The sequence below is a fragment of the Clostridium sp. USBA 49 genome (genome assembly GCF_900167505.1).
Classification (GTDB): domain Bacteria; phylum Bacillota; class Clostridia; order Clostridiales; family Clostridiaceae; genus Clostridium_AT; species Clostridium_AT prolinivorans.
In genome coordinates this window covers 284,136-309,523 of the sequence record NZ_FUYD01000001.1, presented here as the reverse complement: position 1 = coordinate 309,523, position 25,388 = coordinate 284,136, and the positions used below count along the sequence as shown (strand labels likewise).

18 protein-coding genes, 2 pseudogenes and 1 riboswitch are annotated in these 25,388 nt (G+C 27.8%); of the genes and pseudogenes, 19 read left to right on the top strand and 1 reads right to left on the bottom strand.

Annotated elements, in window-relative coordinates:
- Positions 1-169: 169 nt before the first annotated feature.
- On the bottom strand, positions 170-1,390 hold the full coding sequence (locus B5D11_RS01360) for an MGDG synthase family glycosyltransferase (RefSeq protein WP_347476662.1): 1,221 nt from the start codon (positions 1,388-1,390) through the stop codon (positions 170-172).
- A 323-nt stretch (positions 1,391-1,713) separates the two neighbouring features.
- Here B5D11_RS01360 and B5D11_RS01355 point away from each other — a divergent pair, with 323 nt between their 5' ends.
- From B5D11_RS01355 to purC, 19 genes and pseudogenes are all read left to right on the top strand, one after another.
- Positions 1,714-2,289: a phosphatase PAP2 family protein gene (locus B5D11_RS01355; protein WP_078681245.1), complete on the top strand. Its 576-nt coding sequence runs from the start codon at positions 1,714-1,716 to the stop codon at positions 2,287-2,289.
- Positions 2,290-2,364: 75 nt separating this feature from the next.
- Positions 2,365-2,574 (top strand): annotated as a pseudogene (locus B5D11_RS01350) (hypothetical protein); the annotation flags it as partial.
- Positions 2,549-3,094 (top strand): phosphatase PAP2 family protein, encoded by a 546-nt coding sequence (locus B5D11_RS01345; protein WP_078681360.1) that lies wholly within the window; start codon positions 2,549-2,551, stop codon positions 3,092-3,094. The pseudogene B5D11_RS01350 and the gene B5D11_RS01345, both read left to right, overlap by 26 nt.
- Before the next feature lie 27 nt (positions 3,095-3,121).
- Positions 3,122-4,111, top strand: a pseudogene (locus tag B5D11_RS01340) (LacI family DNA-binding transcriptional regulator).
- Between the two features lie 156 nt (positions 4,112-4,267).
- The gene (gene kduI / locus B5D11_RS01335) at positions 4,268-5,098 is read left to right on the top strand and encodes a 5-dehydro-4-deoxy-D-glucuronate isomerase (RefSeq protein ID WP_078681244.1); all 831 of its coding nucleotides are present in this window, start codon (positions 4,268-4,270) and stop codon (positions 5,096-5,098) included.
- A gap of 18 nt (positions 5,099-5,116) precedes the next feature.
- Complete coding sequence (kduD, locus tag B5D11_RS01330) at positions 5,117-5,899, top strand: 2-dehydro-3-deoxy-D-gluconate 5-dehydrogenase KduD (protein ID WP_078681243.1); 783 nt, start codon at positions 5,117-5,119, stop codon at positions 5,897-5,899.
- A 302-nt stretch (positions 5,900-6,201) separates the two neighbouring features.
- Positions 6,202-7,617, top strand: a complete 1,416-nt coding sequence (uxaC, locus tag B5D11_RS01325) for a glucuronate isomerase (protein ID WP_078681359.1) — start codon at positions 6,202-6,204, stop codon at positions 7,615-7,617.
- Positions 7,614-8,612: a LacI family DNA-binding transcriptional regulator gene (locus B5D11_RS01320; protein ID WP_078681242.1), complete on the top strand. Its 999-nt coding sequence runs from the start codon at positions 7,614-7,616 to the stop codon at positions 8,610-8,612. Before uxaC ends, B5D11_RS01320 begins: the two co-directional genes overlap by 4 nt.
- Positions 8,613-8,695: 83 nt before the next feature.
- Positions 8,696-9,775, top strand: coding sequence for a glycoside hydrolase family 88/105 protein (locus tag B5D11_RS01315; RefSeq protein WP_078681241.1), 1,080 nt, complete (start codon positions 8,696-8,698; stop codon positions 9,773-9,775).
- A gap of 96 nt (positions 9,776-9,871) precedes the next feature.
- A complete protein-coding gene (locus tag B5D11_RS01310) occupies positions 9,872-11,185 on the top strand; it encodes an ABC transporter substrate-binding protein (protein WP_078681240.1) in 1,314 nt (437 codons plus the stop codon).
- A 97-nt stretch (positions 11,186-11,282) separates the two neighbouring features.
- Positions 11,283-12,167 carry a carbohydrate ABC transporter permease gene (locus B5D11_RS01305; protein WP_078681239.1) on the top strand — a complete coding sequence of 295 codons (885 nt, stop codon included), beginning with the start codon at positions 11,283-11,285 and terminating at the stop codon, positions 12,165-12,167.
- A 32-nt stretch (positions 12,168-12,199) separates the two neighbouring features.
- On the top strand, positions 12,200-13,069 hold the full coding sequence (locus B5D11_RS01300; protein ID WP_207651093.1) for a carbohydrate ABC transporter permease: 870 nt from the start codon (positions 12,200-12,202) through the stop codon (positions 13,067-13,069).
- A 22-nt stretch (positions 13,070-13,091) separates the two neighbouring features.
- Positions 13,092-14,666 carry a glycoside hydrolase family 28 protein gene (locus tag B5D11_RS01295; RefSeq protein WP_078681237.1) on the top strand — a complete coding sequence of 525 codons (1,575 nt, stop codon included), beginning with the start codon at positions 13,092-13,094 and terminating at the stop codon, positions 14,664-14,666.
- Between the two features lie 2 nt (positions 14,667-14,668).
- Positions 14,669-16,117 carry a tagaturonate reductase gene (locus tag B5D11_RS01290; protein ID WP_078681236.1) on the top strand — a complete coding sequence of 483 codons (1,449 nt, stop codon included), beginning with the start codon at positions 14,669-14,671 and terminating at the stop codon, positions 16,115-16,117.
- A 17-nt stretch (positions 16,118-16,134) separates the two neighbouring features.
- Positions 16,135-17,625: a UxaA family hydrolase gene (locus tag B5D11_RS01285; protein ID WP_078681235.1), complete on the top strand. Its 1,491-nt coding sequence runs from the start codon at positions 16,135-16,137 to the stop codon at positions 17,623-17,625.
- 311 nt (positions 17,626-17,936) lie between these two features.
- Positions 17,937-20,084: a heavy metal translocating P-type ATPase gene (locus B5D11_RS01280; RefSeq protein ID WP_078681234.1), complete on the top strand. Its 2,148-nt coding sequence runs from the start codon at positions 17,937-17,939 to the stop codon at positions 20,082-20,084.
- Positions 20,085-20,215: 131 nt separating this feature from the next.
- A riboswitch (purine riboswitch) is annotated at positions 20,216-20,317 on the top strand.
- Between the two features lie 96 nt (positions 20,318-20,413).
- Positions 20,414-24,178, top strand: coding sequence for a phosphoribosylformylglycinamidine synthase (locus B5D11_RS01275; protein ID WP_078681233.1), 3,765 nt, complete (start codon positions 20,414-20,416; stop codon positions 24,176-24,178).
- Between the two features lie 11 nt (positions 24,179-24,189).
- Positions 24,190-24,669, top strand: a complete 480-nt coding sequence (gene purE / locus B5D11_RS01270) for a 5-(carboxyamino)imidazole ribonucleotide mutase (RefSeq protein WP_078681232.1) — start codon at positions 24,190-24,192, stop codon at positions 24,667-24,669.
- Positions 24,669-25,382, top strand: a complete 714-nt coding sequence (gene purC / locus B5D11_RS01265) for a phosphoribosylaminoimidazolesuccinocarboxamide synthase (protein WP_078681231.1) — start codon at positions 24,669-24,671, stop codon at positions 25,380-25,382. Before purE ends, purC begins: the two co-directional genes overlap by 1 nt.
- Positions 25,383-25,388 lie beyond the last annotated feature (6 nt).

The following is a 25,388-nucleotide window of genomic DNA, read 5'->3' as shown; positions in this document are numbered from 1 at the left end:
GCAAATCATTGTTTGAGAGTATTAATCAGATTATCTTACAAAGCTTTTTACAATTGAATGCCTTTTAAAAAATTTGCTTGAATATTTTTTAGTCTAACTAATTACTTGAGCTTTAAAATATAAGTTTTAGGCTTTTTATAAAGCTCAAGTAAAGATTGTTTATTAAATTTTATGCTTCAATATATTTTTGATAAACAAAAATAGAAGATTTATTTTGAATTTTGTATTGATAAGTATCTATATTTAAAACAAAGTTTACAATATTTTCAGCTATATGAGGGTTATTATAAATTTTTTGCGAATTTTTTATATCTTTTAGCTTTTCACCACTATTTGCAATTAAATTATTTACTGTAGTTTTAATATTTTCTAAATTTGTACACATAACTCCAAGATTATATTTTTCAGCAAACAAGGGGTTGTCTTTTTCTTGCCCTGGTAGTGCACCGGTTAAAACTAATGGTACATTACAAGCTATAGCTTCCATCATAACGTTAGGACTTGCACGAGTAAATGCAATATCACTAGACTGCATTAATTCTTGTATATTTTCAGTAAAACCATATATTTCAATTCTGTCATTATATTTGAATTCTAAAGATTTTTGTAATTTATTCTTTAATGAATAGTTACGTCCTGCCACAATTTTTACTGTACAATTAAAATTATCAAGAAGAATTTGAGCTATATTTTTCATATTACCTACACCTTCTCCACCACTCATTATTAAGCAGCTAAAAGGTTTATTTTTATTATATACGGCCTTTTCTTCATAAATATGAGAAGAATTATAAAACCTTGAACGCACAGGGAAACCTAGAACTTTTATGTTTTCAGGAGAAACACCAAAAGAAATGCATTTATCTCGAGCTTCTTCAGTAGGGGTTATAATATAGTAAGCTCTAGGATTTGCCCATAGTGGAGATATATTTATTAAATCAGCAATAAGTGTAACTACAGGTATTTTTAAATTATTTTTTTCTAGTATATTTATAACTGAACCATTGAAATTAGGATGCAATGTTAAAATTAAGTCTGGATTAATCTTTTTTAACAACTTTAAAAGATTATCTTTTATTTTAAATTCAAATATTTCATTAATTAGGGATGGTTTATTAGTTGATATATCCCATATTAGTTCCCATAGACTTTCAGATTTTCTTGTAATTGGACCATATGATTTTCCTGCTTTTATCAATATGTTTCCACCAAGTGAAAATCCGTCTATGATATGAAATTTAATATTTTTATTTTCAGAGAGTTTTTCGGATAAAGATTCTGCAATACTTTTGTGCCCATTACCTGTAAAATTTGATGAAATAATAAGTATATTTTTAATCATATTTTTATTCCTTTCTCTAAGTTTATTTGAACAAGCTAAGCTCAGCATCGGATTTTTATAAAACTTGTACATTTTTTATTAAAAACTTAATTATTATTTTATATAATTAAGTTTAAATAATAATTAAAGTTAAATTAAAATTACATTACATCTATAATATATTTCTATAAATTATAGATGTAAATTTTTTGAAGTGATTTTATAAATATGTTAAATCTTAATATAAATCTAAAACTATTTTAATCTAATTTTAATTTGCAACATTTATAATGAAAATATACTTTAATGAAAATAGTTTTAGCAATATTTAGCTATTTTAATAAATTAAAGTATAATAAAATTGCTTTTATTTAACTAAGGAAGGTGTTTGTATGTATTTAAATATTTCAAGAAAAATAAATACTTTAGACAATTATCTATTATTTATTATAAAAAAATATTTAAAAAACAAATATTTAGATATATTAATGCTTGTTATTACTATTATGGGGAATTTAGGAATTATATGGGTTATAATAGCTATTGTTTTATCATTAAATAGTCCATACAAAACTACTGTAAATTTAGTAATATTAACACTTATTATAAGCACCACAATAGGAGAAGGGATAATAAAACATATTGTAAAAAGGGTTAGACCATGTAATATAGTATGTAATAATATGGTTTTAATTACAAAACCTTTATCATATTCTTTTCCTTCAGGACATACATTATCTTCCTTTGCTGTTGCAAAAGTATTATCTATATATTTTAATGAATATGAATTATTATTTATGCTAATAGCATTTTTAATAGCATTATCAAGATTATATCTATATGTACATTATCCTACAGATGTTTTAGCAGGAATTATTTTAGGCTTGTTATGTTCTAAAATAGTATTGATAATTATAGGAAAAGGTTATTTAGGACAAATTATTTTCTTGTGGCAACATATTAAATAAATCTTCTAGTAAATGTATCACAAGTTGCACCTATTGATAAATCAAGTATAGTACTTACACTGATTTTATCTTAATAATATAATTGGCGGAGGGCTTTGGGTAAGCTTATTTTTAGGTATGGGATATTTCTTTGGCAATCTGCCTTTTATAAAAGAACATTTTTCTTATGTGTTAATTGCAATAATAGTTATATCATTACTTCCGGGAGTAATAGTGTTTATAAAAGAAAAAATAAAAAAGGATGGCGATAGTGAAGATGATGTCTTTAATACAGAGGTTGGATAATTCTATATTGCTTTATATAAAATATAATATGCATAGCCCTATTATGGATAGAGCTATGATTTTATTTACATCTCTAGGTAATGGAGGAGCTATATGGATTATTATATCAGTTATTTTAATTATAAATAAAAAATACAGAAATATAGGTTTTATGGCTTTATTAGCTTTAGTTTTAAGTACAATTTTAGGAGAAGGTATTTTAAAACATGTAATTCAGCGTGTAAGACCATCGGCAGATATACCAGCAGCTAAGCTTTTAATAACAAAACCTTTATCATACTCATTTCCTTCTGGACATACAACATCTTCTTTTGCAGTAGCAGGAGTTTTATCCAAATATTTCAAAAAATATTCAATAGGATTTTTTTCATTGGCAGCAATTATAGCATTTTCAAGATTATATTTGTATGTACATTATCCTACAGATGTTATAGCAGGTATTATTTTAGGATTATTATGTTCAAAAATAGTGATGATAATTATGGGAAAAAACTATTTAAAAGATTATTCTGAAATATAAAAAGATTAAATAGAGGGAGGATTTAGAATGGTAAATATAAAAGACATAGCAAAGTATTGTGGAGTTTCTGCTATGACGGTTTCTAGAGCTTTAAATAACAGTACAGAAATATCTAAGTCGACAAAAGAAAAGATTTTAAAGGCCTGTGAAGAACTTGGTTATAAACCAAATTGGGCAGCGAAAAGTTTAATTACAAAAAAAACAAATATGATTGGTCTTATAATACCAGATGTAACAAATCAATATTATGCAAATGTGAGTAAAGGTGTAAGTTCTTATTTAGAGTGTGAAGATTGCGGACTTATATTGTGTAATAGTGATAGAAAAAAATCTAACGAAAAGAGATATTTAAATTTTCTTTCTGAAGGAAGGGTAGACGGAATAATAATATTACCTGTCGAACCATGTAAAGAAGACTATATTGATATTGTTTCAGAAATCCCAGTTGTTATGGCAGATAACATTGCTAAAGGCCTAAAAGTCAGCTTTGTTGGAAATGATAATTATTATGGCGGAACTAAAATAATTGAACATATGGTAAATCAAGGATATAGAAGAATAGGTGCTATACTTGGAGATAAAAAGTCTACTGCATCTAATGAAAGATTTAGAGCTTATAAAGATGTTTTAAAAAAGTATAATATTGAATTTGATTAAAACATAATTACAAATAGTAAAGCTACTTTTGAAGATGGTTTTAATTTAGCAGGGCAACTTATAAATAAAAATGTAGATAGTATATTTGCTATAAATGATACAGTTGCTATGGGAGTAATGAAATATTGTTACATAAATAATATAAGTGTTCCAAAAGATTTAGGAGTTGCAGGTTATGATAATATTGAGCAATCATCTATGCTACCTATACCACTTACTACGGTTGATCAAAATGATTATCTATTAGGGAAAACAGCTGCAGGGATACTTATAAATCAAATAAAAAATAAAGAGGCCAATATTAAAGAAGTAATACTTAAGCCTAAACTAATTATAAGAAAATCTTGTGGAGAAAATTAGCAAAAGTGTTGACTGATTACTCAAGTAAGTATATAATTTAATCATGTTAACGTTAACGAAAAAAGATGATATAAAAAGTTTATTTTTTAAGAAATTTTCGTTAAAGATAACGAAGCGAATACTGATAATATTTTTTATATAATGGGAGGGTTTACGATGGATGTTAGATACGCAAATCATTTTGAAGATGTAAAAAAGTATGATACATCTGAACTGAGAAAACACTTTTTAATTGAAGATCTCTTTGTACCAGGTGAAATTAAGATGGTATATAGTCATGTAGATAGAATAATTATTGCAGGGGTTGTACCTACTGATAAAGCATTATATTTACAAGCAAGTAAAGAATTAGGTTGTAATTATTTTCTTGAAAGAAGAGAACTTGGAGTTATAAATATAGGTGGTGCTGGTGTAGTAACATTAGATGGACAAAAATATGAATTAAATTCAAGAGATGGACTTTACGTTGGAATGGGAGTTAAAGAAGTAAGTTTTGAAAGTATAGATAAAAATAATCCTGCTAAATTTTATTTAAATAGTGGAACAGCTCATAAAAGTTACCCTACTGTAAAAATTGATTTAGAAAAGGCTAATAAAGTTAAAGCAGGAAGCGATAAAGAATGTAATAAAAGAACAATAAATCAATATATTCATCCTGCAGTTTGTAAAAGCTGTCAATTAGTTATGGGTATGACTATACTTGAACCGGGAAGCATATGGAATACAATGCCATGTCATACACATGACAGAAGAATGGAAGTTTATTTATATTTTGATATGGATGAAGATAGTGTAGTATTTCATTTAATGGGAACACCTGATGAAACAAGACATATAGTTATTAGAAATGAGCAAGCAGTGATATCACCAAGCTGGTCAATACATTCAGGTGTTGGAACTAAAAATTATACTTTTATCTGGGGAATGGTTGGAGAAAATCAAACTTTTGATGATATGGATACAATACAAACTAAAGATTTAAGATAATTAAAGGAGGAAATCTATATGGATTTTTCAATATCAAACTTTTCAATGGATTTTTTTAGATTAGATGGTAAAGTTGCAATAGTTACTGGAGGAAATACTGGACTTGGACAAGGATATGCTGTTGCTCTTGCTAAAGCAGGAGCAGATTTATTTATAGTAACTTATAATACAAATTGGGATGAAACAAAAAAACTTATTGAAGCTGAAGGAAGAAGAGTTGAATTTCTTCAAGCAGACTTATCAGTAAGAGATAATATAGATAAAGTTATAGAAAAATGCTTAGATACTTACGGAAAAATAGATATACTGGTAAACAATGCCGGAATAATAAAAAGAACACCTCTTTTAGATTATAAAGATGAGGATTGGCGTGCTGTTATAGATGTAAATTTAAATGCAGTTTACTATCTTAGCCATGAAGCAGCAAAAGTTATGGCAAAACAAGGAGGAGGGAAAATAATAAACGTTTGTTCAATGCTTTCTTTCCAAGGAGGAAAATTTGTACCTTCTTATACAGCTGCTAAACATGGTGTTGCAGGTATTACCAAGGCTTTTGCAAATGAACTTGCAAGTTTAAATATACAAACTAATGCTGTAGCCCCTGGTTATATAGAAACAAATAACACTGCACCAATCAGAGCTGATGAAGAAAGAAGTGAAGAAATATTATCTAGAATTCCTGCTGGAAGATGGGGACATCCTCTTGATGTGATGGGAGCAGTAGTATTTTTAGCAGGTAGAGCTTCAGATTATATAAATGGCCATATTCTTGCTGTTGATGGAGGCTGGCTAACAAGATAAATTTATTTAAAATGCAGTCTGCTTATTAAATACATATAATAATTGCGGACTGTATTTTTATATAACATTAGTTCATTATATAAAGGGAAAATTAAAAAAGAAAATAAATTAACTGTTAAAATAATGTCAATAACTATATAAATTTTCAGTAAAAAACTATATTAAAAATGATTTATTTAAATGTTATAAAAAGTGTTATCGTTAACGAAAAAGTGCTTGATTTTTTATTAACTATCAATTATAATAAAAATATAAAGAATTGTTAACGTTAACAAAATTTTTATAGGAATCGGGGAATGGCTATGAAAAGATTTATGGATGAAAATTTTTTATTAACAAATACTACAGCTGAAAATTTATACCACAATTATGCTAAAGATATGCCTATAATTGATTATCACTGTCATATAAATCCAAAAGAAATTTATGAAAATAAGCAGTTTAAAAATATAACTGAAGCTTGGCTTTATGGAGACCATTATAAATGGAGAGCTATGAGAGCAGTAGGAATTGATGAAAAATATATAACTGGAGATTCAAGTGATTATGATAAATTTATGGCTTGGGCAAAAACTGTTCCTCTTTCTTTAGGTAATCCTATATATCACTGGAATCATTTAGAACTTCAAAGATATTTTGGAATATATGATGTATTAAATGAAAAAACAGCTCCTTTTATATGGGAAAAAACCAATTCTTTACTTGCCGGTGAAGGATTAAGAGTTAGAGATATTATAAAAAAATCTAATGTAAAAATTATTTGCACTACCGATGATCCTACAGATAGTCTTGAATATCATATAAAACTTAAAGAGGATAAATCGTTTGATGTAAATGTTTTACCTGCCTTTAGACCTGATAAAGCACTTGAAATTAATAATAAAGGTTTTCTCCAATGGGTTAAAAAATTAGAGCAGATTTCACAAAGTGTAATTAAAGATTATAATAATTTTTTAATTGCACTTGAAAGTAGAATAAATTTCTTTAATTCAGTAGGATGCAAAGTATCAGATCACGCATTGGATTATGTTCCATATGCTGAAACTTCAATTGAAGAAGTATCTTTGATATTTTCTAAAGCATTAAATGGAGAAACTATTAGTTTTGAGGAAGAAACTAAATATAAAACATATACTTTGAGATTTTTTGCAAAACAATATGCAAAGCTTAATTGGGTAATGCAGCTTCATATTAATGCATTTAGAAATAATAATAAGAGAATGTTTGATAAAATGGGACCTGATACCGGTTTTGATTCAATAAACGATAATAATATAGCTAGTCCTCTTTCAAAACTTTTAGATTCTCTTGAAATAGATAACTCTCTACCGAAAACTATTTTATATAGTTTAAATCCGAAAGATAATTATGTACTAGCTACAATTGCTGGATCTTTCCAAGGGAATGGTATATTCGGCAAGGTACAACTAGGTGCTGCTTGGTGGTATAACGATAATATGTATGGAATGCTTGATCAAATGAAAACTTTAGCTAATGTAGGAACTTTAAGTACTTTTATTGGAATGCTCACTGATTCACGAAGTTTTTTATCTTATACAAGGCATGAGTATTTTAGAAGAATATTATGCAATATGCTTGGAGAATGGGTTGAAAATGGTATAGTTCCTAATGATATGGAACTTATAGGTAAAATGGTAGAAAATATAAGTTATTATAATGCATTTAATTATTTTGGAATGGGATTGAAACAAATATGAGTGTTACTATAAAAGATATTGCAAAATATGCAAATGTATCACATACGACGGTATCTAGAGCACTTAATAATAGCCCATATATAAAAGAAGAAACTAAAAATAAAATTTTACATATTGCTAAGCAGCTTAATTATGTACCTAATTATAGTGCAAAAAGTTTAGTGCTTCAAAGATCTTATAATATTGGTGTATTTTTCTCTACAATAAACCAAGGAACATCACCTGACTTTTTTTACGAGGCAGTAAATGCAATAAATAATGTGATAAAGAAAAAATATAATTTGATTATAAGTGATACTAATGAATATGAGAATTTTATGATAATAGATAAAAAAAGATTTGATGGTATTATTCTTGTAAGTCAAAGAGAGGAAGACAATATATTTATACATCATGTTTTACAAAAGGAGATACCAATAGTAGTTGTAAATAGAGAAATAGAAAATAATTCTGTTGTAAATATTCTTTCTGCAGATTATCAGGGTGTATATAATGCTGTAAAATATTTAATTCATAATGGGCATAAAGATATAGCCATTATTGAAGGTAAAAAAGGGTTTAAATCCAGCATAGATAGAAAAGAAGGGTTTATTAATGCACTTATAGATAATAAAATACAAATTAATAATGAATATATAGTTCCAGGAGAATACAATATTGAAAGCGGATATGAAGGAATGAAAAAACTTTTATCATTACCTAAAATTCCAACGGCTGTGTTTTGCTCAAATGATAATACAGCTGTTGGAGCAATGAAAGCTATTATTGATTCAGGGCTAAAAATACCTGATGATATATCAATAATAGGTTTTGATAATAGTATTGTTTGTAAATATGTAACTCCTGCTTTAACTACTATAAAAAAACCTACTAAAGAATTTTGCACAATGGGTGCGGAAAAGTTATTAAAAATAATTGATGGCGAAGAGGTTAAGAAAGAAAGGATATATATAAATACAGAATTTATTATAAGAGATTCTGTAAGGAGTATTTAATAAAAAATATTATTAATAACTTTAAAAGTTTTTAAATATTAACGTTTATGACAACGTTTTATAAAACGTAATGGGGGTAAAACATGATAGAAGAATTTATTGATGCTTACATTGAAAATTATAAAAATTATAAAGAAAATTGGAATTACGAAGATGGATGTGTTTTAAAAGGTGCTTTAGATTTATATAAAATAACTCAAGAAGAAAAGTATAAATCTTTTATATTAAAGTATATGAATTTATACATTGACAAAGATGGGAATATAAAAGGCTATAATTTTAAAAATTATAATTTAGATGATATAAATTCAGGGAAAGTTTTATTTGATTTATATGAAATGACAAAAGATGAAAAATATAAAAAAGCTATAGAACATTTATATAAACAAGTAAAAGAGCAGCCAAGAACAGATGAGGGAAATTTTTGGCATAAGAATATTTATCCATATCAAGTTTGGCTAGATGGATTATACATGGTAATGCCTTTTTACATTAAGTATATAAATGAATTTGGTGATAAGAAAAATATTTTAGATATTTATTCTCAATTTATAAATGTTCAAAAACATATGAGAAATGTTAAAAATGGTCTTTATTATCATGGATATGATGAAAAAAGGCAAGAACTTTGGGCAGATAAGGAAACAGGTGTATCACCTAATTTTTGGGGAAGAGCTGAAGGTTGGTTTGTTATGGCACTTGTTGATGTGATTGAAGAAATGGATGAAGAATTTTTCCAACAATACGAAGAACTTAAAAATATGTTTAAAGAAGCTATAGATGCACTTTTAAAATATCAGGACATTGAAACAGGAATGTGGTATCAGATATTAGATAAGGGAGGAAAACAAGGAAACTATGTTGAAACTTCTGCTACATGTATGATTGCATATAGTATCCTTAAAGGATCTAGATTAGGATATTTGCCATTATCATATAAGGATTATGGAATAAAAGCTTTTAATGGAACTTTAAAAAAATATTTTATTAAATTAGAAGGGAAATATAGTTTAGGAGGAATTTGTTCTGTTGCTGGATTAGGTAATAATCCGTATAGAGATGGAAGCTACGAATACTATATATCAGAAAAAGTTGTTTCGAATGATCCAAAAGGTGTAGGAGCTTTTTTAATGGTTTACGGTGAAATGCTAAGGTTAAAATAAATTTTTAGGGTATAAAGTATTACTATAATTTTAAAATTGTATAACAATATATTTTTATAAAATTAAGTAAATAAATTAATTCAAGGGGGAAAATTTATGAAAAAATTTCTATCAATATTTTTAACAGCTTCTTTGGCTCTTACTACATTAACTGCATGCGGCAGTAAATCTTCTAATAATGCTAATGATTCTTCAGCTAATAAGCAGGTTACATTAAGATTTTCATGGTGGGGAGATGATTCAAGACATAAAGCTACACTTGAAGCAATAAAACAATTTGAAACTAAATATCCAAATATCAAAATTCAAGCAGAATATGCAGGATGGGATGGCTATCAAGATAAGCAAACTACTCAGATGGCTGGTGGTACTGCAGCAGATATTATGCAAATTAATTGGAATTGGCTCCCAATATTTTCGAATGATGGTAATGGTTTTTATGATTTAAATAGTTTATCTAAAGAACTTGGATTAGAAGAAAATTATTCAAAAGATATACTTGAAACAGGAACTGTAAAAGGAAAATTAAATGCTATACCTGTAGCATTAACTGGCAGAGTATTTTATTTTAACAAAACAACTTATGATAAAAATGGAGTAGAATTACCAAAAACTTGGGATGACCTTATGAATGCAGGACAAAAATTCAAAGATGGTTCATATCCAATTATTATTGGTTCATACGATTCATGGCTTTTAGCAATGACTTATGCAGAGCAAGTTACAGGAAAACAATTTATAAGTAATGATGGGAAGTTAGTATTTACTCAAGATGATATTAAAACAGGATTACAATTTTATAAAGAACTTTTAGATAAAAAAGCTGCTACACCTATACAAGTTATAACTGCTGAAGGTGGTAAAGGAACTGCGACAATAGCTCAACTTCCAAGCTTTTTATCTGGTAAATTTGCAGGAATATTTGAATGGACCAGTGCTGTAAGCAAATGTGCATCTCCATTAAAAGAAAAGAATATGGAGATGGTTTTTGGAGGATTACCAATATTAGAGGGAGCTAAGAATTCAGGAGCAATAGTAAAGCCATCTATGATGTTTGCAATTAATAAGAATTGTAAATATCCAAAAGAAGCAGCTACTTTCTTAAATTATATATTAAATGATTCAGAAGGCGTAAAATTAATGGGAACTAATAGAGGTATACCTGTTAGTAAGACTGCTTTAGAAGCTTTAAAGGCTGAAGGAAAAGTTTCAGGACTTGAGTATGAAGGACTTAAATATTTAGAAACATATCCTGGTGTTCCAATTAGCCCATATCTAGAAGATGCAAAGCTCCAATCAGTATATTGTCAAACAATAGAACAATTATCATATAACAAACTTAGCGTAGATGATGCTGCTAAATATATGTATGATAATGTACAAAAAGTTTTATCCCAAATAGTTAAGTAGTTTATGAATATTAATAAGAACTGTAAACCTTAAAATTTACAGTTCTTATTAAATAAATATAAACTCATGTTTAATATTTAATACTAGGAGGAAGAAGATGAAAAAACAAAAAATAGGGTTACTATATATAACACCGTGGCTTATTGGCTTGTTAGTATTTACTATATATCCTTTTGTATCATCCTTTATTTTAAGTTTTACAGATTATAATATGATTTCTGAACCTAAGTTTATTGGCATTAAAAACTATATAAATATGTTTAATGATGAATCCTTTTGGAATTCTGTTTTTGCTACATTTGAATATGCATTTATTACAGTACCATTTAAATTAGCTTTCGCATTATTTATAGCATTTATTCTAAATTTTAAATTAAAAGGTATAAATTTTTTTAGGACTGCTTATTATATACCATCAATTTTAGGGGGAAATATTGCTATTGCTGTTTTATGGAGATTTTTATTTGCTACCGATGGTTTAATTAATCAATTTATAGGAATATTTGGAATAAATCCAATACCTTGGTTTTCATCAGGATTAGGAGCAATGATTACTATAAGTTTATTAAGAATATGGGAATTTGGTTCTGCAATGGTAATATTTCTTGCTGCATTAAAAGATATACCACAAGAGCTTTATGAGGCAGCTGAAGTAGATGGAGCAGGGAAAATCAGAATATTTTTTAATGTAACTATTCCTTTACTTACACCAATAATATTCTTTAATTTAGTTATGCAATTAATTCAGGCTTTTCAAGAATTTAATGGACCATATATGATTACAAATGGAGGACCTTTGTATAAGACTTATTTAATGTCTATGATGATTTATGATAATGCATTTAAGTTCTTTAATATGGGTTATGCAAGTGCTATATCTTGGATTTTATTTATAATTATTATGATATTTACAGCATTTGTATTTAAGTCATCTAGATACTGGGTATTCTATTCTGATGAGGCGGGTGAAGATAGCAAATGATTGGTGTAAAAAATAATAATTATTTAAATTTAATGAAAGATAAAAACTACAGAAAGAGAGCCAGAAAAAGAAAATTTAATTTAGCTATACGATATACTTTATTAACTTTAGTTGCATTTATTATGCTTTATCCTATTATTTGGCTTATAGGAGCATCTTTTAAAAGCAATAGTGAAATATTTAGCTCTGTAGGTTTTATTCCTAAAAAGATTGATTTTACTCCATATATTAACGGATGGAAAACAGGAACCCAATATACCTTTGGAACATATTTTTTAAATACATTTAAATATGTAATTCCTAAAGTTATATTAACTATTATTTCTGCAGTATTAACTGCTTATGGATTTGCACGCTTTGATTTTCCTTTTAAAAAAATATTATTTGGACTTTTAATAGCTACATTGTTTCTTCCACAAGTAGTTACTAAAATACCTTTATATTTATTTTGGAAAAAGCTACATTTATTAGATACATTTGCACCTCTTTTTGTTGGTTCGGCTTTTGCAATTGATACTTTCTTTGTATTTATGCTTATTCAGTTTTTTAGAGGTATTCCAAGAGAATTGGATGAAGCTGCAAAAGTTGATGGATGTAATTCATTTATGATTTTATTAAGAATTTTAATTCCTGTTTTAAAGCCAGCAATTATTTCAGTAGGACTATTTCAATTTATGTGGTCTATGAATGATTTTATGGGACCATTGATTTATATATCAAGTGTTAATAAATATCCTGTTGCAATTGCATTAAAAATGGCTATGGACACAACATCAGGTACATTTGAATGGAATCAGATTATTGCAATGTCATTAATAGGATTATTACCTTCAATTATACTTTTCTTTTCAGCACAAAAATATTTTATTGAAGGTATAGCAACTAGCGGCTTAAAGGGATAGAAATACAAGGAAAGGAATAGTTATGATTAAATTTAGTATAATTTCAATTACTTCTAGAAGTATTTCTTTTGAAATTGAAAATGATAAATATTTTTATACAGAAAACAATATTAATATTTACTTAAACAATAATAAAATAGATGAAATTAATACTAATGTGTTTACTATTAAAAATCTAAACCCTATGTCAGAGTATAGTATTTTACTTGAAGATAGTAAAACTAAAGAAACTAGCGAAAAAATTATTGTTAGAACAAAAGATGAAACTAGTCTTATTAATGTAAAAAATGTGGGAGCTAAAGGTAATGGTAAAGTGATAGATACAGCATATATACAAGCTGCAATAGAAATATGTCCTAAAAATGGAAGAATATTTTTCCCAAAAGGTAAATATTTAACAGGGCCTATTTTTTTAAAAAGTAATATAACACTAGAATTTGATAAAGATGCTATTTTACTTGGATTAGATAAAAGAGAAAAATATCCAATTCTTCCTGGGTTATTAAAATCAAATTTAGATGATAAAGATTATTATATAGCTTCTTGGGAAGGAGAAGCAGCAGATAGTTTTGCAAGCCTTATAACAGGAATTAATGTCGATAATGTTAATATTATTGGAGAAGGTACTATTGATGGAAATGCAAATTTTAATACATGGTGGTACAAAGCAAAAACAAAAAAAATTGCATGGAGGCCAAGAACTTTATTTTTAAATGGTTGTAAAAATATTCTTGTTGAAGGTATTACAATAAAAAATTCTCCATCTTGGACTATACACCCATTAATGTGTGAAGGACTTAAATTTATTAATTTAAATATAAAAAATCCTAAAGAAGCTCCAAATACAGATGGTCTTGATCCTGAGTCATGTAAAGATGTTTTGATACTTGGAACAAAATTTTCTGTTGGAGATGATTGTATTGCTATAAAATCTGGGAAATTTAGCATTAGTAAAAAATATTCTATACCATCTGAAAATATTTATATTAGAAATTGCATTATGGAATATGGACATGGAGCTGTGGTAATAGGTAGCGAAATGTCTTGTGGAGTAAAAAATGTATTTATAGAAAAGTGTATATTTAATAGTACTGACAGAGGGATAAGAATAAAAACACGAAGAGGCAGGGGAAGTAAAGGTATAATAGATGAAATTTATGCTTCAAAAATAAAAATGAATAAAGTTTTAACTCCATTTACTATCAATTGTTTTTATTTTTGTGATATTGATGGTAAAACAGAGTATGTATGGAGCAAAGAAAAGCTACCTATTGATGAAAGAACACCATATGTAGGTAATATTTATTTTAAAGATATAAATTGTGAAAATGCGGAGGTTGCTGCAGGTTTTATATATGGCCTACCTGAAAAAAAGATAGAAAGTGTAAATCTAGAAAATGTTCATGTCCATTTTTCAGAAAATGCAAAACCAAATTATGCTGAAATGTTAAGTTTTATAGAACCTATGTGTAAAAATGGTTTTTATTTTAATAATATTAAGCACTTGAAATTAAAAAATGTAACTCTTGAAAATGAGGCTACGGAGCCATTTATAAAAGATAATATTGATACACAAGAAATAATCAAGGGGGAATAAAAATGAAATTATCTGCTGAACTTTATAAAGATTTTAAAAGATATCCAGAGAAAGTAATTCAATTTGGGGAAGGAAATTTTTTAAGAGCATTTGTAGATTGGCAAATTGATAAACTTAATAAAGAAGCTAATTTTAATGGTAGCGTTGTAGTAGTTCAACCTATTGAATTTGGGTTAGTTGATAAAATAAATGAACAAGATGGGCTTTATACTCTTTATCTTCAAGGAATAAAAGACGGCAAAGCAGTTAGAGAACATTTTATAATAAATAGCATTAGCAGAGGATTGAATCCATATAATCAATATGATGAGTATTTAAAAGTAGCAGAAAATCCAGAACTAAGATTTGTAATATCAAATACTACAGAAGCTGGAATTACTTTTTTAGAAGAAGATAAATTAGAGGATAGGCCTCAAAAGAGTTTTCCTGGGAAATTGACAGCATTTTTATATCATAGATATAAGGCTTTTAGCGGACAAAAAGACAAAGGGTTAATTATAATACCATGTGAACTAATAGATAGAAATGGTGAAAAACTAAAAGATGTAATATTGAAGTATGCTAAGCTATGGAATTTAGAAGAAAATTTTATTTCATGGATAAACAATTCAAATACCTTTTGTTGTAGCCTTGTAGATAGAATAGTAACAGGTTATCCAAGAGATACAATAAAAGAAATAACAGAAGAATTAGGATATGAAGATAATCTAGTGGATGTAGGAGAACAGTTTCACTTATGGGTAATCGAAGGACCGCAGTGGATAAAAAATGAACTTCCTTTTGAGAAAGCAGGACTTAATGTTAAAATTGTTGATGATATTACTCCGTATAGAACTAGAAAAGTTAGAATTTTAAACGGTGCACATACATCTTTAGTTCCAGTAGCATATCTTTATGGTCTTGATACTGTAAAGCAGGCAGTAGAACATGAAGTTGTTGGAGAATTTATAAAAGGCATTATATATGATGAAATAATTCCTACACTTGATTTACCTGAAGAGGAGTTAAAATATTTTGCATCTTCAGTACTTGAAAGATTTAAAAATCCGTTTGTAAATCATTATTTAATGAGCATAGCTCTAAATTCTATGTCAAAATTTGAAACAAGAGTTTTGCCTTCTTTGATAGAGTATATAAATAGGAAAGGTGAGATACCAAAAAAAATGGTATTTTCATTAGCGGCTTTAATAGAGTTTTATAAAGGGAAAAGAGGAGAAGAAGATATTGATATTGTTGATAATGAAGATATTTTAAATTTATATAAAAATGTATGGGAACGTTATAATGGAACTTTAGAAGGATTAAGAAATATAGTAACTACTGTACTTGGCTATGAAAAAAACTGGAAGATGGATTTAAATAAAGTAAAAGGATTAACTGATGCGGTAACAAATTATCTTAGTGACATTGAAAGATTAGGAATAAAAGAAGCTGTTAAAAAAGTTCTGTAAAAAAAAGAGGGGATTACATGAAAGATATTATAAAGATTAATGAATATGACAATGTAGTTATAGCACTCAGAGATTTTACTAAGGATGAAATGATATTAGTTGATTCAAAAAAGATAAAACTTAAAGAAAACATAAAAAGAGGTCATAAAATTGCTATATGCGATATTAATCAAGGAAGTAATGTAATTAAATATGGTTTCCCAATAGGGCATGCACTTAAAGATATTACATCTGGAGAACATGTTCATGTGCATAATCTTTCTACAAATCTTAGCGGTATAGTGAATTATGAATTTAAACAAAATTTATCACAAAACATATATTCAAATAGAAAATTAACATTTAATGGGTATAGAAGAGAAGATGGGAAAATTGGAATTAGAAATGAGATTTGGATTGTACCTACAGTTGGTTGCGTTAATGGTATAGCAGACAAAATAGTAGATAGATTTAGATCTACTATTTTAAATTTATCAAAAGATATTTGCATTAATGTTATAAAACATAATTATGGGTGCTCTCAACTTGGAGATGACCATATAAATACTAGAACAATTCTTGGAGATATAGTTAAACACCCTAATGCAGGTGGAGTACTTGTACTTGGTTTAGGTTGTGAAAATAATAATATGAATGATTTTATAAAATCGTTAGGTGACTATAATGAAAAAAGAATAAAATTTATGGTGTGTCAGGAAGTTTCTGATGAAATAGAAGAAGGTAGCAAAATATTGAATATTCTTTATGAAAATATGAAACAAGATGTAAGAGAGGAAATACCTTTATCAGAATTGAAAATAGGACTTAAATGCGGTGGTTCTGATGGACTTTCAGGAATAACTGCGAACCCTTTACTTGGTAAATTGTCAGATTTTATGATTGCTCAAGGAGCTACTACTGTATTAACAGAAGTTCCTGAGATGTTTGGAGCTGAAACTTTGTTAATGGAAAGAGCAATAGATAAAGAAGTATTTAATAAAGTGGTAAATCTTATAAATAACTTTAAAAAATATTTTATGGAATATAATCAACCTGTATATGAAAATCCTTCACCTGGGAATAAAGCAGGGGGAATAACAACTCTTGAGGATAAATCTCTTGGATGTACACAAAAGGCAGGTACAGCTCCAGTTATTGATGTACTTAATTATGGAGAAACATTAAAAAAGAAAGGACTTAATCTTTTAAGTGCACCAGGGAATGATATGGTAGCATCTTCGGCGCTAGCTGCAGCAGGTTGCCATATGGTATTATTTACGACTGGAAGAGGAACTCCATTTGGTACTTTTGTACCTACAGTTAAAGTATCAACTAATACTCAATTATATAATTTAAAACCACATTGGATAGATTTTAATGCAGGAAGCATCATTGAAGATGAGTCAATAGAAAGTGTAGTAGAAACATTTATAAACTTTATTATAAATGTTGCAAGCGGACAATTAGTTAATAATGAAAAAAATAATTTTAGAGAATTATCTATATTTAAGACGGGAGTAACTTTGTAAGTAATGTAAAATTATATATTTTTATGTTGAGTATTTTTATCTAACAAGACTTATATAAATTATAGGAAATTATATATTTACTTACAATTATATTTTAGTTAAATAAATCCAGTAGAAAGCAAAAATGCTTCCTACTGGATTATTTTTTTATAATCAACTTATTTTCTTTAACTGTTTTTATAAACAGTAGTTTAATATTATTTTTTAATTAGAATCCTATTTTTATGTTGACAATTTAAGGGTGGAGGCATACAATAAATATATGAATAGTTGTTCATATATTTATTGTATGCGTAGGGGGATAAATATATATGAGTAATTTTATAAAAAAAGAATTTATATTAGAAGGATTAGGTTGTGCAAATTGTGCTGCTAAAATGGAGAAGAAAATAAATGAATTAGATGAAGTTTCAAATGCTTCTATTAATTTTGTAACTAAGACTTTAAGCATGGAAATTAAAAAAGAAAGCAATATAGAGTCATTAATAATAAAAATAAAAGATATTATAAAAAGCATAGAAGCTAATGTTATACTTAAAGAAAAAAAATTTAAAAATGAACATTCTCATGATCACAATCATGAAGCACATTCACATAGTCATTTTAAAGAAGACAATAAAAACGAAATTATAAAACTTATTATAGGAACAATTTTGTATATTTTGGCTATTACATTTAATTCTTCATTACCTATAAAATTAAGTCTATTTATTTTAGCTTATATAATAATAGGTAAAGATGTGCTTATTATGGCATTAAAAAATATAATAAAAGGGCAAATGTTTGATGAAAATTTTTTAATGAGTATAGCAACAATTGGAGCTTTTGCTATAGGGGAATATCCCGAAGCAGTTGCAGTTATGCTTTTTTATCAAATTGGAGAGCTTTTTCAGGATATGGCAGTTAATCGTTCAAGAAAATCAATTTCAGATCTTATGGATATAAGACCCGATTATGCAAATTTAAAAATTGGAAATGAAATAAAAAAAGTTTATCCAAATGAAGTCAAAGTTTTAGATTTAATAGTAGTAAAACCAGGAGAAAAAATTCCTCTAGATGGTAAAATTATTGATGGACAGTCTATGGTTGATACTTCTGCTCTTACTGGTGAGTCTGTGCCTAGAGAGGTAAAGGCAGGAGATAATGTACTTGGAGGTTTTATAAATAAAAATGGTATTTTAACTATTGAAGTTTCTAAAGAATTTGAAGAATCTACTGTTTCTAAGATATTAGATTTAGTTCAAAATGCAAATAATAAAAAAGCTAAAGCAGAAAATTTTATTACAAAATTTGCAAGATATTATACTCCAATAGTAGTTTTTTCAGCAATTTCGTTAGCTTTTATACCTCCTTTATTTACAAGTGGAGCAGATATATCTAAATGGATATATAGAGCTCTTGTATTTTTAGTAGTTTCTTGTCCTTGTGCATTAGTTATATCTATTCCTTTAAGTTTCTTTGGAGGAATAGGCGGGGCTTCTAAAAACGGAATTTTAGTTAAAGGAGGTAACTATTTAGAAGCTCTTAACAATGTTGAAACCGTAGTATTTGATAAAACAGGAACATTAACAAAAGGAGTTTTTAAAGTTACTAAAGTAAATTCAGAAGAATGGATAACTAAAGAAGAATTACTAAAATATGCAGCTTTTGCAGAAAGTTTTTCAAATCATCCTATAGCTTTATCAATAGTCAATGCTTATGGTAAAAATATAGATAAAAGTTTAGTAACTGATTATGAGGAAATAGCTGGATTTGGTATTAAAGCTAAAATAAATGATAAAAAAATATTAATTGGTAATAATAAACTTATGGCTATGGAAAACATTAAATATACCAAAACAGATGATATGGGAACTGTAGTGTATATAGCTATTGATTATAAATATGCTGGATATATTGTAATTTCTGATGAAATAAAAGAAGACTCATTTAAAGCTATAAATTCCTTAAAAAATCTTGGAATAAAAAATATAATAATGCTTACAGGAGATAATAAAAATACAGCTCAAAATGTAGCTCAAACACTTAAAATAGATGAATTTTATGGGGAACTTCTTCCACATGAAAAAGTTAATAAATTTGAAGAACTTCAAAATAAGCAATCTTCAAAAGGAAAATTAATTTTTGCAGGAGATGGTATTAATGATGCTCCAGTTCTTGCAAGGGCTGATATAGGTATAGCTATGGGAGGGATTGGCTCTGATGCAGCAATAGAAGCTGCTGATGTAGTTATAATGACAGATGAACCTTCCAAAATTGCTAAAGCAATAAAAATAGCTAAAAATACAAGAAAAATTGTTATGGAAAATATAATTTTTGCTTTAGCAGTTAAAATATTAATACTAATATTAGGTGCCTTTGGTATTGCGACAATGTGGGAAGCTGTATTTGCAGATGTAGGAGTAGCATTAATAGCTGTACTAAATTCCATTAGATCTCTTAAAGTTAAATACGAATAATAAAACAACAAATAAGTTAAATATTTGTATTAATACGAACAATATAATATTATTTTTTAAAATATGTTGATATTTTAAATTAATAGTGATAATATAAATATATAATTAAAGCGAGTAAATATATAATTAAATTAAACTAAATAAGAATCATCCATATAATCCCGATAATATGGTTCGGGAGTCTCTACGAGGAAACCGTAAATTTTCTGTCTATGGGTGAGCGATGGTGTTTTTGTCATCCCTCAAATTCCACCAAAAGCTTACCTAAGGCTTTTGGTGGAATTTTTTATATATGATTTTTAAAAATTTTATATTAAAGGAGAAGGAAAATGAATATAAAAAGATTGTTCGTAGAAAAAAAACCTGACTTTAATGTAGAATCTAAAGGCTTGTTTTATGATTTGAAGTATAATTTAGGTATAGAAAACATTGATAATATAAAAATTATAAACAGGTATGATTTTACTGGAATAAAAGAAGAAGATTATGAGAAAGTAAGAGATTTAATATTTTCTGAAAAAACTGTAGATAAAATCTATGAAGAAAATCTGCCTGTTTTTGAAGATAGTTATGTTTTTGCTGTTGAATATTTGCCCGGGCAATATGACCAAAGGGCTGATTCCGCCTGCCAATGTATACACATCTTAACTGAAAATGATGATGTAATTGTAAATTATGCAAAGATAATAATAGTTCAAGGGAAAATCAATGATGATGATTTTAATAAAATAAAAAATTATTGCATAAATACTGTGGATTCTAGAGAAGCATGTCTTGAAAAACCTAAAACACTTTTAAAAGAAATGAATCATCCCCAAGATATAGAATATGTAGAAAACTTTATTGATTACAGTGAAGAAGAATTAATAAATTTCTTAAATAAAAACAATTTAGCTATGACTTTGGAAGATTTAAAATTCTGCAAAGATTATTTCAAAAATATAGAAAAAAGGAATCCTACAATAACAGAAATAAAAGTTATAGATACTTATTGGTCAGATCACTGCAGGCATACTACTTTTATGACAAATATAGAAAAAGTAGATATAGAAAAGAGTGAATTTTCAGAACCAATTGAAGAAGCTTATAAAGATTATTTAAATAGTAGAAATTATGTTTATGAGGATAAGAAAAAAGATATATGCCTTATGGATATTGCAACAATTGGTATGAAAGAACTTAAAAAAAGAGGACTTTTAGAAGATTTAGATTCCTCTGAAGAAATAAATGCATGCAGTATAAAAATTGATGTAGATGTAAATGGTAAAATTGAAAAATGGCTTTTAATGTTTAAAAATGAAACACATAATCATCCTACAGAGATAGAACCTTTTGGTGGTGCAGCTACTTGTCTTGGAGGAGCTATAAGAGATCCACTATCAGGAAGAAGTTATGTATATCAAGCTATGCGTGTTACGGGGAGTGGAGATCCAAGAACTAGTATAAAGGATACTTTAAAAGGAAAACTTCCTCAAAGAAAAATAACTTTAGGAGCGGCTCAAGGATACAGCTCTTATGGAAATCAAATAGGATTAGCAACTGGTCAGGTAGCTGAAATTTATGATGAAGGATTTATAGCTAAAAGAATGGAATTAGGTGCAGTAATCGGAGCTGCTCCAGCTTCTAATGTTGTTCGAGAAACTCCAAAGCCTAAAGATGTAGTTATACTTGTAGGAGGAAGAACAGGAAGAGATGGATGTGGAGGTGCTACTGGTTCTTCTAAAGAACATGATGAAACTTCTATATTAAATTGTGGTGCAGAAGTACAAAAAGGAAATCCTGTTACAGAAAGAAAAATTCAAAGATTATTTAGAAATCCTAAAGTAAGCAAAATTATAAAAAGATGTAATGATTTTGGGGCTGGAGGCGTTTGTGTAGCCATAGGAGAGCTTGCTTCAGGTCTTAATATAAATTTAGATTTAGTTCCAAAAAAATATGAAGGATTAGATGGAACAGAACTTGCTATATCAGAATCTCAAGAACGTATGGCAGTAGTTATTGCAAAAGAAAATATCAAAGATTTTATAAATTTTGCAAAGGAAGAAAACTTAGAAGCTTCTGTGGTTGCTGAAGTTACAGAAGAGAAAAGACTTAAAATGACATGGAGAGAAAAGGTAATAGTTGATTTAAGCAGAGAATTTTTAGATACAAATGGAGTAAAGCAGTTTGCCAGTGTAAAAGTTAAGGCTCCTTCACTAGAAGATAATTATTTTAAAAATATGCCTGAATTTAAAACTAATGATTTAAAAGAAGCTTGGCTTTGTAATTTAGAACAATTAAATGTATGCTCTCAAAAAGGATTGGTTGAACGATTTGATAGTACAATAGGAGCTGGAACTGTTTTAATGCCTTTTGGAGGGAAATATCAAGCATCTTTAGAGGAAGGTATGGCAGCTAAAATACCAGTTCTTAATGGAGATACAAAAACAGCTTCAATAATGACTTTTGGATATAATCCTAATATAGGTAAATGGAGTCCATTCCATGGGGCAATATATTCTGTAGTTGAAGCAGTTACAAAAGTTGTAGCTATGGGAGGAGATTATAAAAATATAAGATTATCTCTTCAAGAATATTTTGAAAAATTAGGAAACGATAAAGAAAAATGGGGTAAACCATTTGCAGCTCTTTTAGGTGCACTTAAAGTTCAAAAAGAATTAGAAATACCAGCTATTGGAGGTAAAGACAGTATGTCTGGAAGCTTTAAAGAATTAAGCGTGCCTCCTACAGTTGTAGCTTTTGCTGTTACTACTGCTAATATAGACGATATTATATCTGTTGAGTTTAAAAAAGCAGGAAGTAAGGTAGTTTTAATAAAAGCAGCTAAAGATGAAAGAGAAATTCCTGATTTTAATAAATTAAAGAAAAATTTTAGCAAAATAAATGAACTTGTAAAAAAAGGTAAAATACTTGCAGCTTCATCTATTAAATTAGGTGGAATAGGGGAAGCAATAAGCAAAATGTGTTTTGGCAACAAAATAGGTATTAAATTTATTAAAAAATTTAACAATGAAGATTTATTTAAATCTGATTATGGTTCAGTGATTATAGAAATGAAAGATAGTGAAAATTTAGAAGAATTACTAAATGAAATTGAATATGAAATTTTAGGATATACTACAGAAAATCAATATATAGAAATAAATGATGTAAATATTTCATTAGAAGAAGCTTACTCAAGATATGAAAAGCCTTTAGAAGGAGTATTTCCTACAAAAACAGAAGAAATTAAAGAAAATATTGTAAATATAAAATTTGAAGGGAAATGTACAAAAACACCTTCAGTTCATATTGCAAAACCTAGAATTTTCATACCTATATTTCCAGGAACAAATTGTGAATATGATTCTCAAAGAGCTTTTGAAAAAGCTGGAGGGCAGGTAAATACTTTAGTATTTAAAAATTTAAATAAAAGTGATATAGAAGATTCTATAGAACAAATGGTAAAAAATATAAAAAATTCTCAAATAGTGATGATTCCAGGAGGATTTAGTGCAGGAGATGAACCAGAAGGTTCGGGAAAATTTATAGCTGCTGTATTTAGAAATGAAAAAATAAAAGAAGCAATTATGGATCTTTTAAATAATAGAGATGGTCTTATGCTTGGAATATGCAATGGCTTTCAAGCACTTATAAAATTAGGGCTTGTTCCTTATGGAGAAATAAAAGATTTAGAAGAAACTTCTCCTACTTTAACTTATAACAGAATAGGAAGACATGTATCCTGTATGGTAAGGACAAAAGTTGTATCTAAACTTTCTCCTTGGTTTAATAATGCTTCATTGGGAGATATATATACTGTACCTGTATCTCATGGAGAAGGAAGATTTGTATGTAGTGAAGAAGAAATGAAAAGACTTATTGCAAATGGTCAAGTAGCTTGCCAATACGTAGATTTTGAAGGTAATGCCACTTATGATATAAGATATAACCCTAATGGTTCATTTTATGCTGTTGAAGCAATTACAAGTCCAGATGGAAGAATTTTAGGCAAAATGGCTCACAGTGAAAGAATTGGATTAGGTGTAGCAAAAAATATAGAAGGTGAAAAAGACCAAAAAATATTTGAAGCAGGAGTTAATTATTTCAGGTAGGAGGAATTAAAATGAAGGTTGCTATTATTTTTGGAAGTAAATCCGATATACAAGTTATGAAAGGAGCTTCAGACGCTTTAAAAGAATTTAATGTAGAACACAAAGCATATATACTCTCAGCTCATAGAGTTCCAGAAAAGCTTATGGAAGTTATAAAAGAATTAGAAGAGCAGGGATATGATTGTATAATTGCAGGAGCAGGACTTGCTGCACATCTCCCTGGAGTGATTGCATCACATACAATTCTCCCTGTTATAGGGGTTCCTATAAATGCGGCATTAAATGGATTGGATTCACTTTTTTCAATTGTTCAAATGCCAAAATCTATACCTGTTGCTGCAGTTGCTATAAATAATAGTTATAATGCTGGGATTTTAGCTGTTGAAATTTTATCTTTAAAATATCCAGAACTTAAAGAAAAATTAAAAAATTATAGACAAAATATGAAAGACAAATTTATAAAAGAAAATAATGAAGGAGTGAATTTTTAATGGAAAAACTTGAAATGCTATATGAAGGAAAAGCTAAAAAAATTTACAAAACAGAAGATAGCGATAAGGTAATTATATACTATAAAGATGATGCTACTGCTTTTAATGGAGAGAAAAAAGGAGAAATAGAAGATAAAGGAGTTTTAAATAATACTATTGCTTCTTATATTTTTGAGCTTCTTGAAAGCCGTCAGGTTAAAACTCATTTTATAAAAAAGCTTAATGAAAGAGAACAACTTTGTAAAAAAGTTGAAATAATTCCATTAGAGGTTATTGTAAGGAATATTGCTGCTGGAAGTATGGCAAAAAGGCTTGGACTTGAGGAAGGATATAAACTTCAGACAACAGTTTTTGAGTTAAGCTATAAAAATGATGAATTAGGCGATCCTTTAATAAATGATTATCATGCAGTTGCAATAGGAGCTGCTACTTTCGATGAATTAAAAACTATATACAGCATGACCGCTGAAATTAATAACATATTAAAAGATTTTTTCATAAAACAAAATATTAAACTTGTAGATTTTAAATTAGAGTTTGGAAAGACAAAGGATGGAGAAATAGTACTAGCAGATGAAATATCTCCAGATACCTGTAGATTTTGGGATGCTACGACTAATGAAAAGCTTGATAAGGATAGATTTAGAAGAGATTTAGGAAGTGTAAAAGAAGCTTATGAAGAAATATTAAACAGAATAAGCAAAGGAGTATAAGGTTAA

Excerpts from the sequence above, each read along its gene's own strand:
- B5D11_RS01315 (WP_078681241.1), top strand. The coding sequence starts at position 8,696 with ATGATAGAAGAATTTATTGATGCTTACATTGAAAATTATAAAAATTAT.
- B5D11_RS01320 (WP_078681242.1), top strand. The coding sequence starts at position 7,614 with ATGAGTGTTACTATAAAAGATATTGCAAAATATGCAAATGTATCACAT.
- B5D11_RS01305 (WP_078681239.1), top strand. The coding sequence starts at position 11,283 with ATGAAAAAACAAAAAATAGGGTTACTATATATAACACCGTGGCTTATT.
- B5D11_RS01280 (WP_078681234.1), top strand. The coding sequence starts at position 17,937 with ATGAGTAATTTTATAAAAAAAGAATTTATATTAGAAGGATTAGGTTGT.
- kduD (WP_078681243.1), top strand. The coding sequence starts at position 5,117 with ATGGATTTTTCAATATCAAACTTTTCAATGGATTTTTTTAGATTAGAT.
- B5D11_RS01285 (WP_078681235.1), top strand. The coding sequence starts at position 16,135 with ATGAAAGATATTATAAAGATTAATGAATATGACAATGTAGTTATAGCA.
- B5D11_RS01360 (WP_347476662.1), bottom strand. The coding sequence starts at position 1,390 with ATGCTGAGCTTAGCTTGTTCAAATAAACTTAGAGAAAGGAATAAAAAT.
- kduI (WP_078681244.1), top strand. The coding sequence starts at position 4,268 with ATGGATGTTAGATACGCAAATCATTTTGAAGATGTAAAAAAGTATGAT.
- B5D11_RS01345 (WP_078681360.1), top strand. The coding sequence starts at position 2,549 with ATGTCTTTAATACAGAGGTTGGATAATTCTATATTGCTTTATATAAAA.
- purE (WP_078681232.1), top strand. The coding sequence starts at position 24,190 with ATGAAGGTTGCTATTATTTTTGGAAGTAAATCCGATATACAAGTTATG.
- B5D11_RS01300 (WP_207651093.1), top strand. The coding sequence starts at position 12,200 with ATGAAAGATAAAAACTACAGAAAGAGAGCCAGAAAAAGAAAATTTAAT.
- B5D11_RS01355 (WP_078681245.1), top strand. The coding sequence starts at position 1,714 with ATGTATTTAAATATTTCAAGAAAAATAAATACTTTAGACAATTATCTA.
- B5D11_RS01275 (WP_078681233.1), top strand. The coding sequence starts at position 20,414 with ATGAATATAAAAAGATTGTTCGTAGAAAAAAAACCTGACTTTAATGTA.
- uxaC (WP_078681359.1), top strand. The coding sequence starts at position 6,202 with ATGAAAAGATTTATGGATGAAAATTTTTTATTAACAAATACTACAGCT.
- B5D11_RS01310 (WP_078681240.1), top strand. The coding sequence starts at position 9,872 with ATGAAAAAATTTCTATCAATATTTTTAACAGCTTCTTTGGCTCTTACT.
- B5D11_RS01295 (WP_078681237.1), top strand. The coding sequence starts at position 13,092 with ATGATTAAATTTAGTATAATTTCAATTACTTCTAGAAGTATTTCTTTT.
- B5D11_RS01290 (WP_078681236.1), top strand. The coding sequence starts at position 14,669 with ATGAAATTATCTGCTGAACTTTATAAAGATTTTAAAAGATATCCAGAG.
- purC (WP_078681231.1), top strand. The coding sequence starts at position 24,669 with ATGGAAAAACTTGAAATGCTATATGAAGGAAAAGCTAAAAAAATTTAC.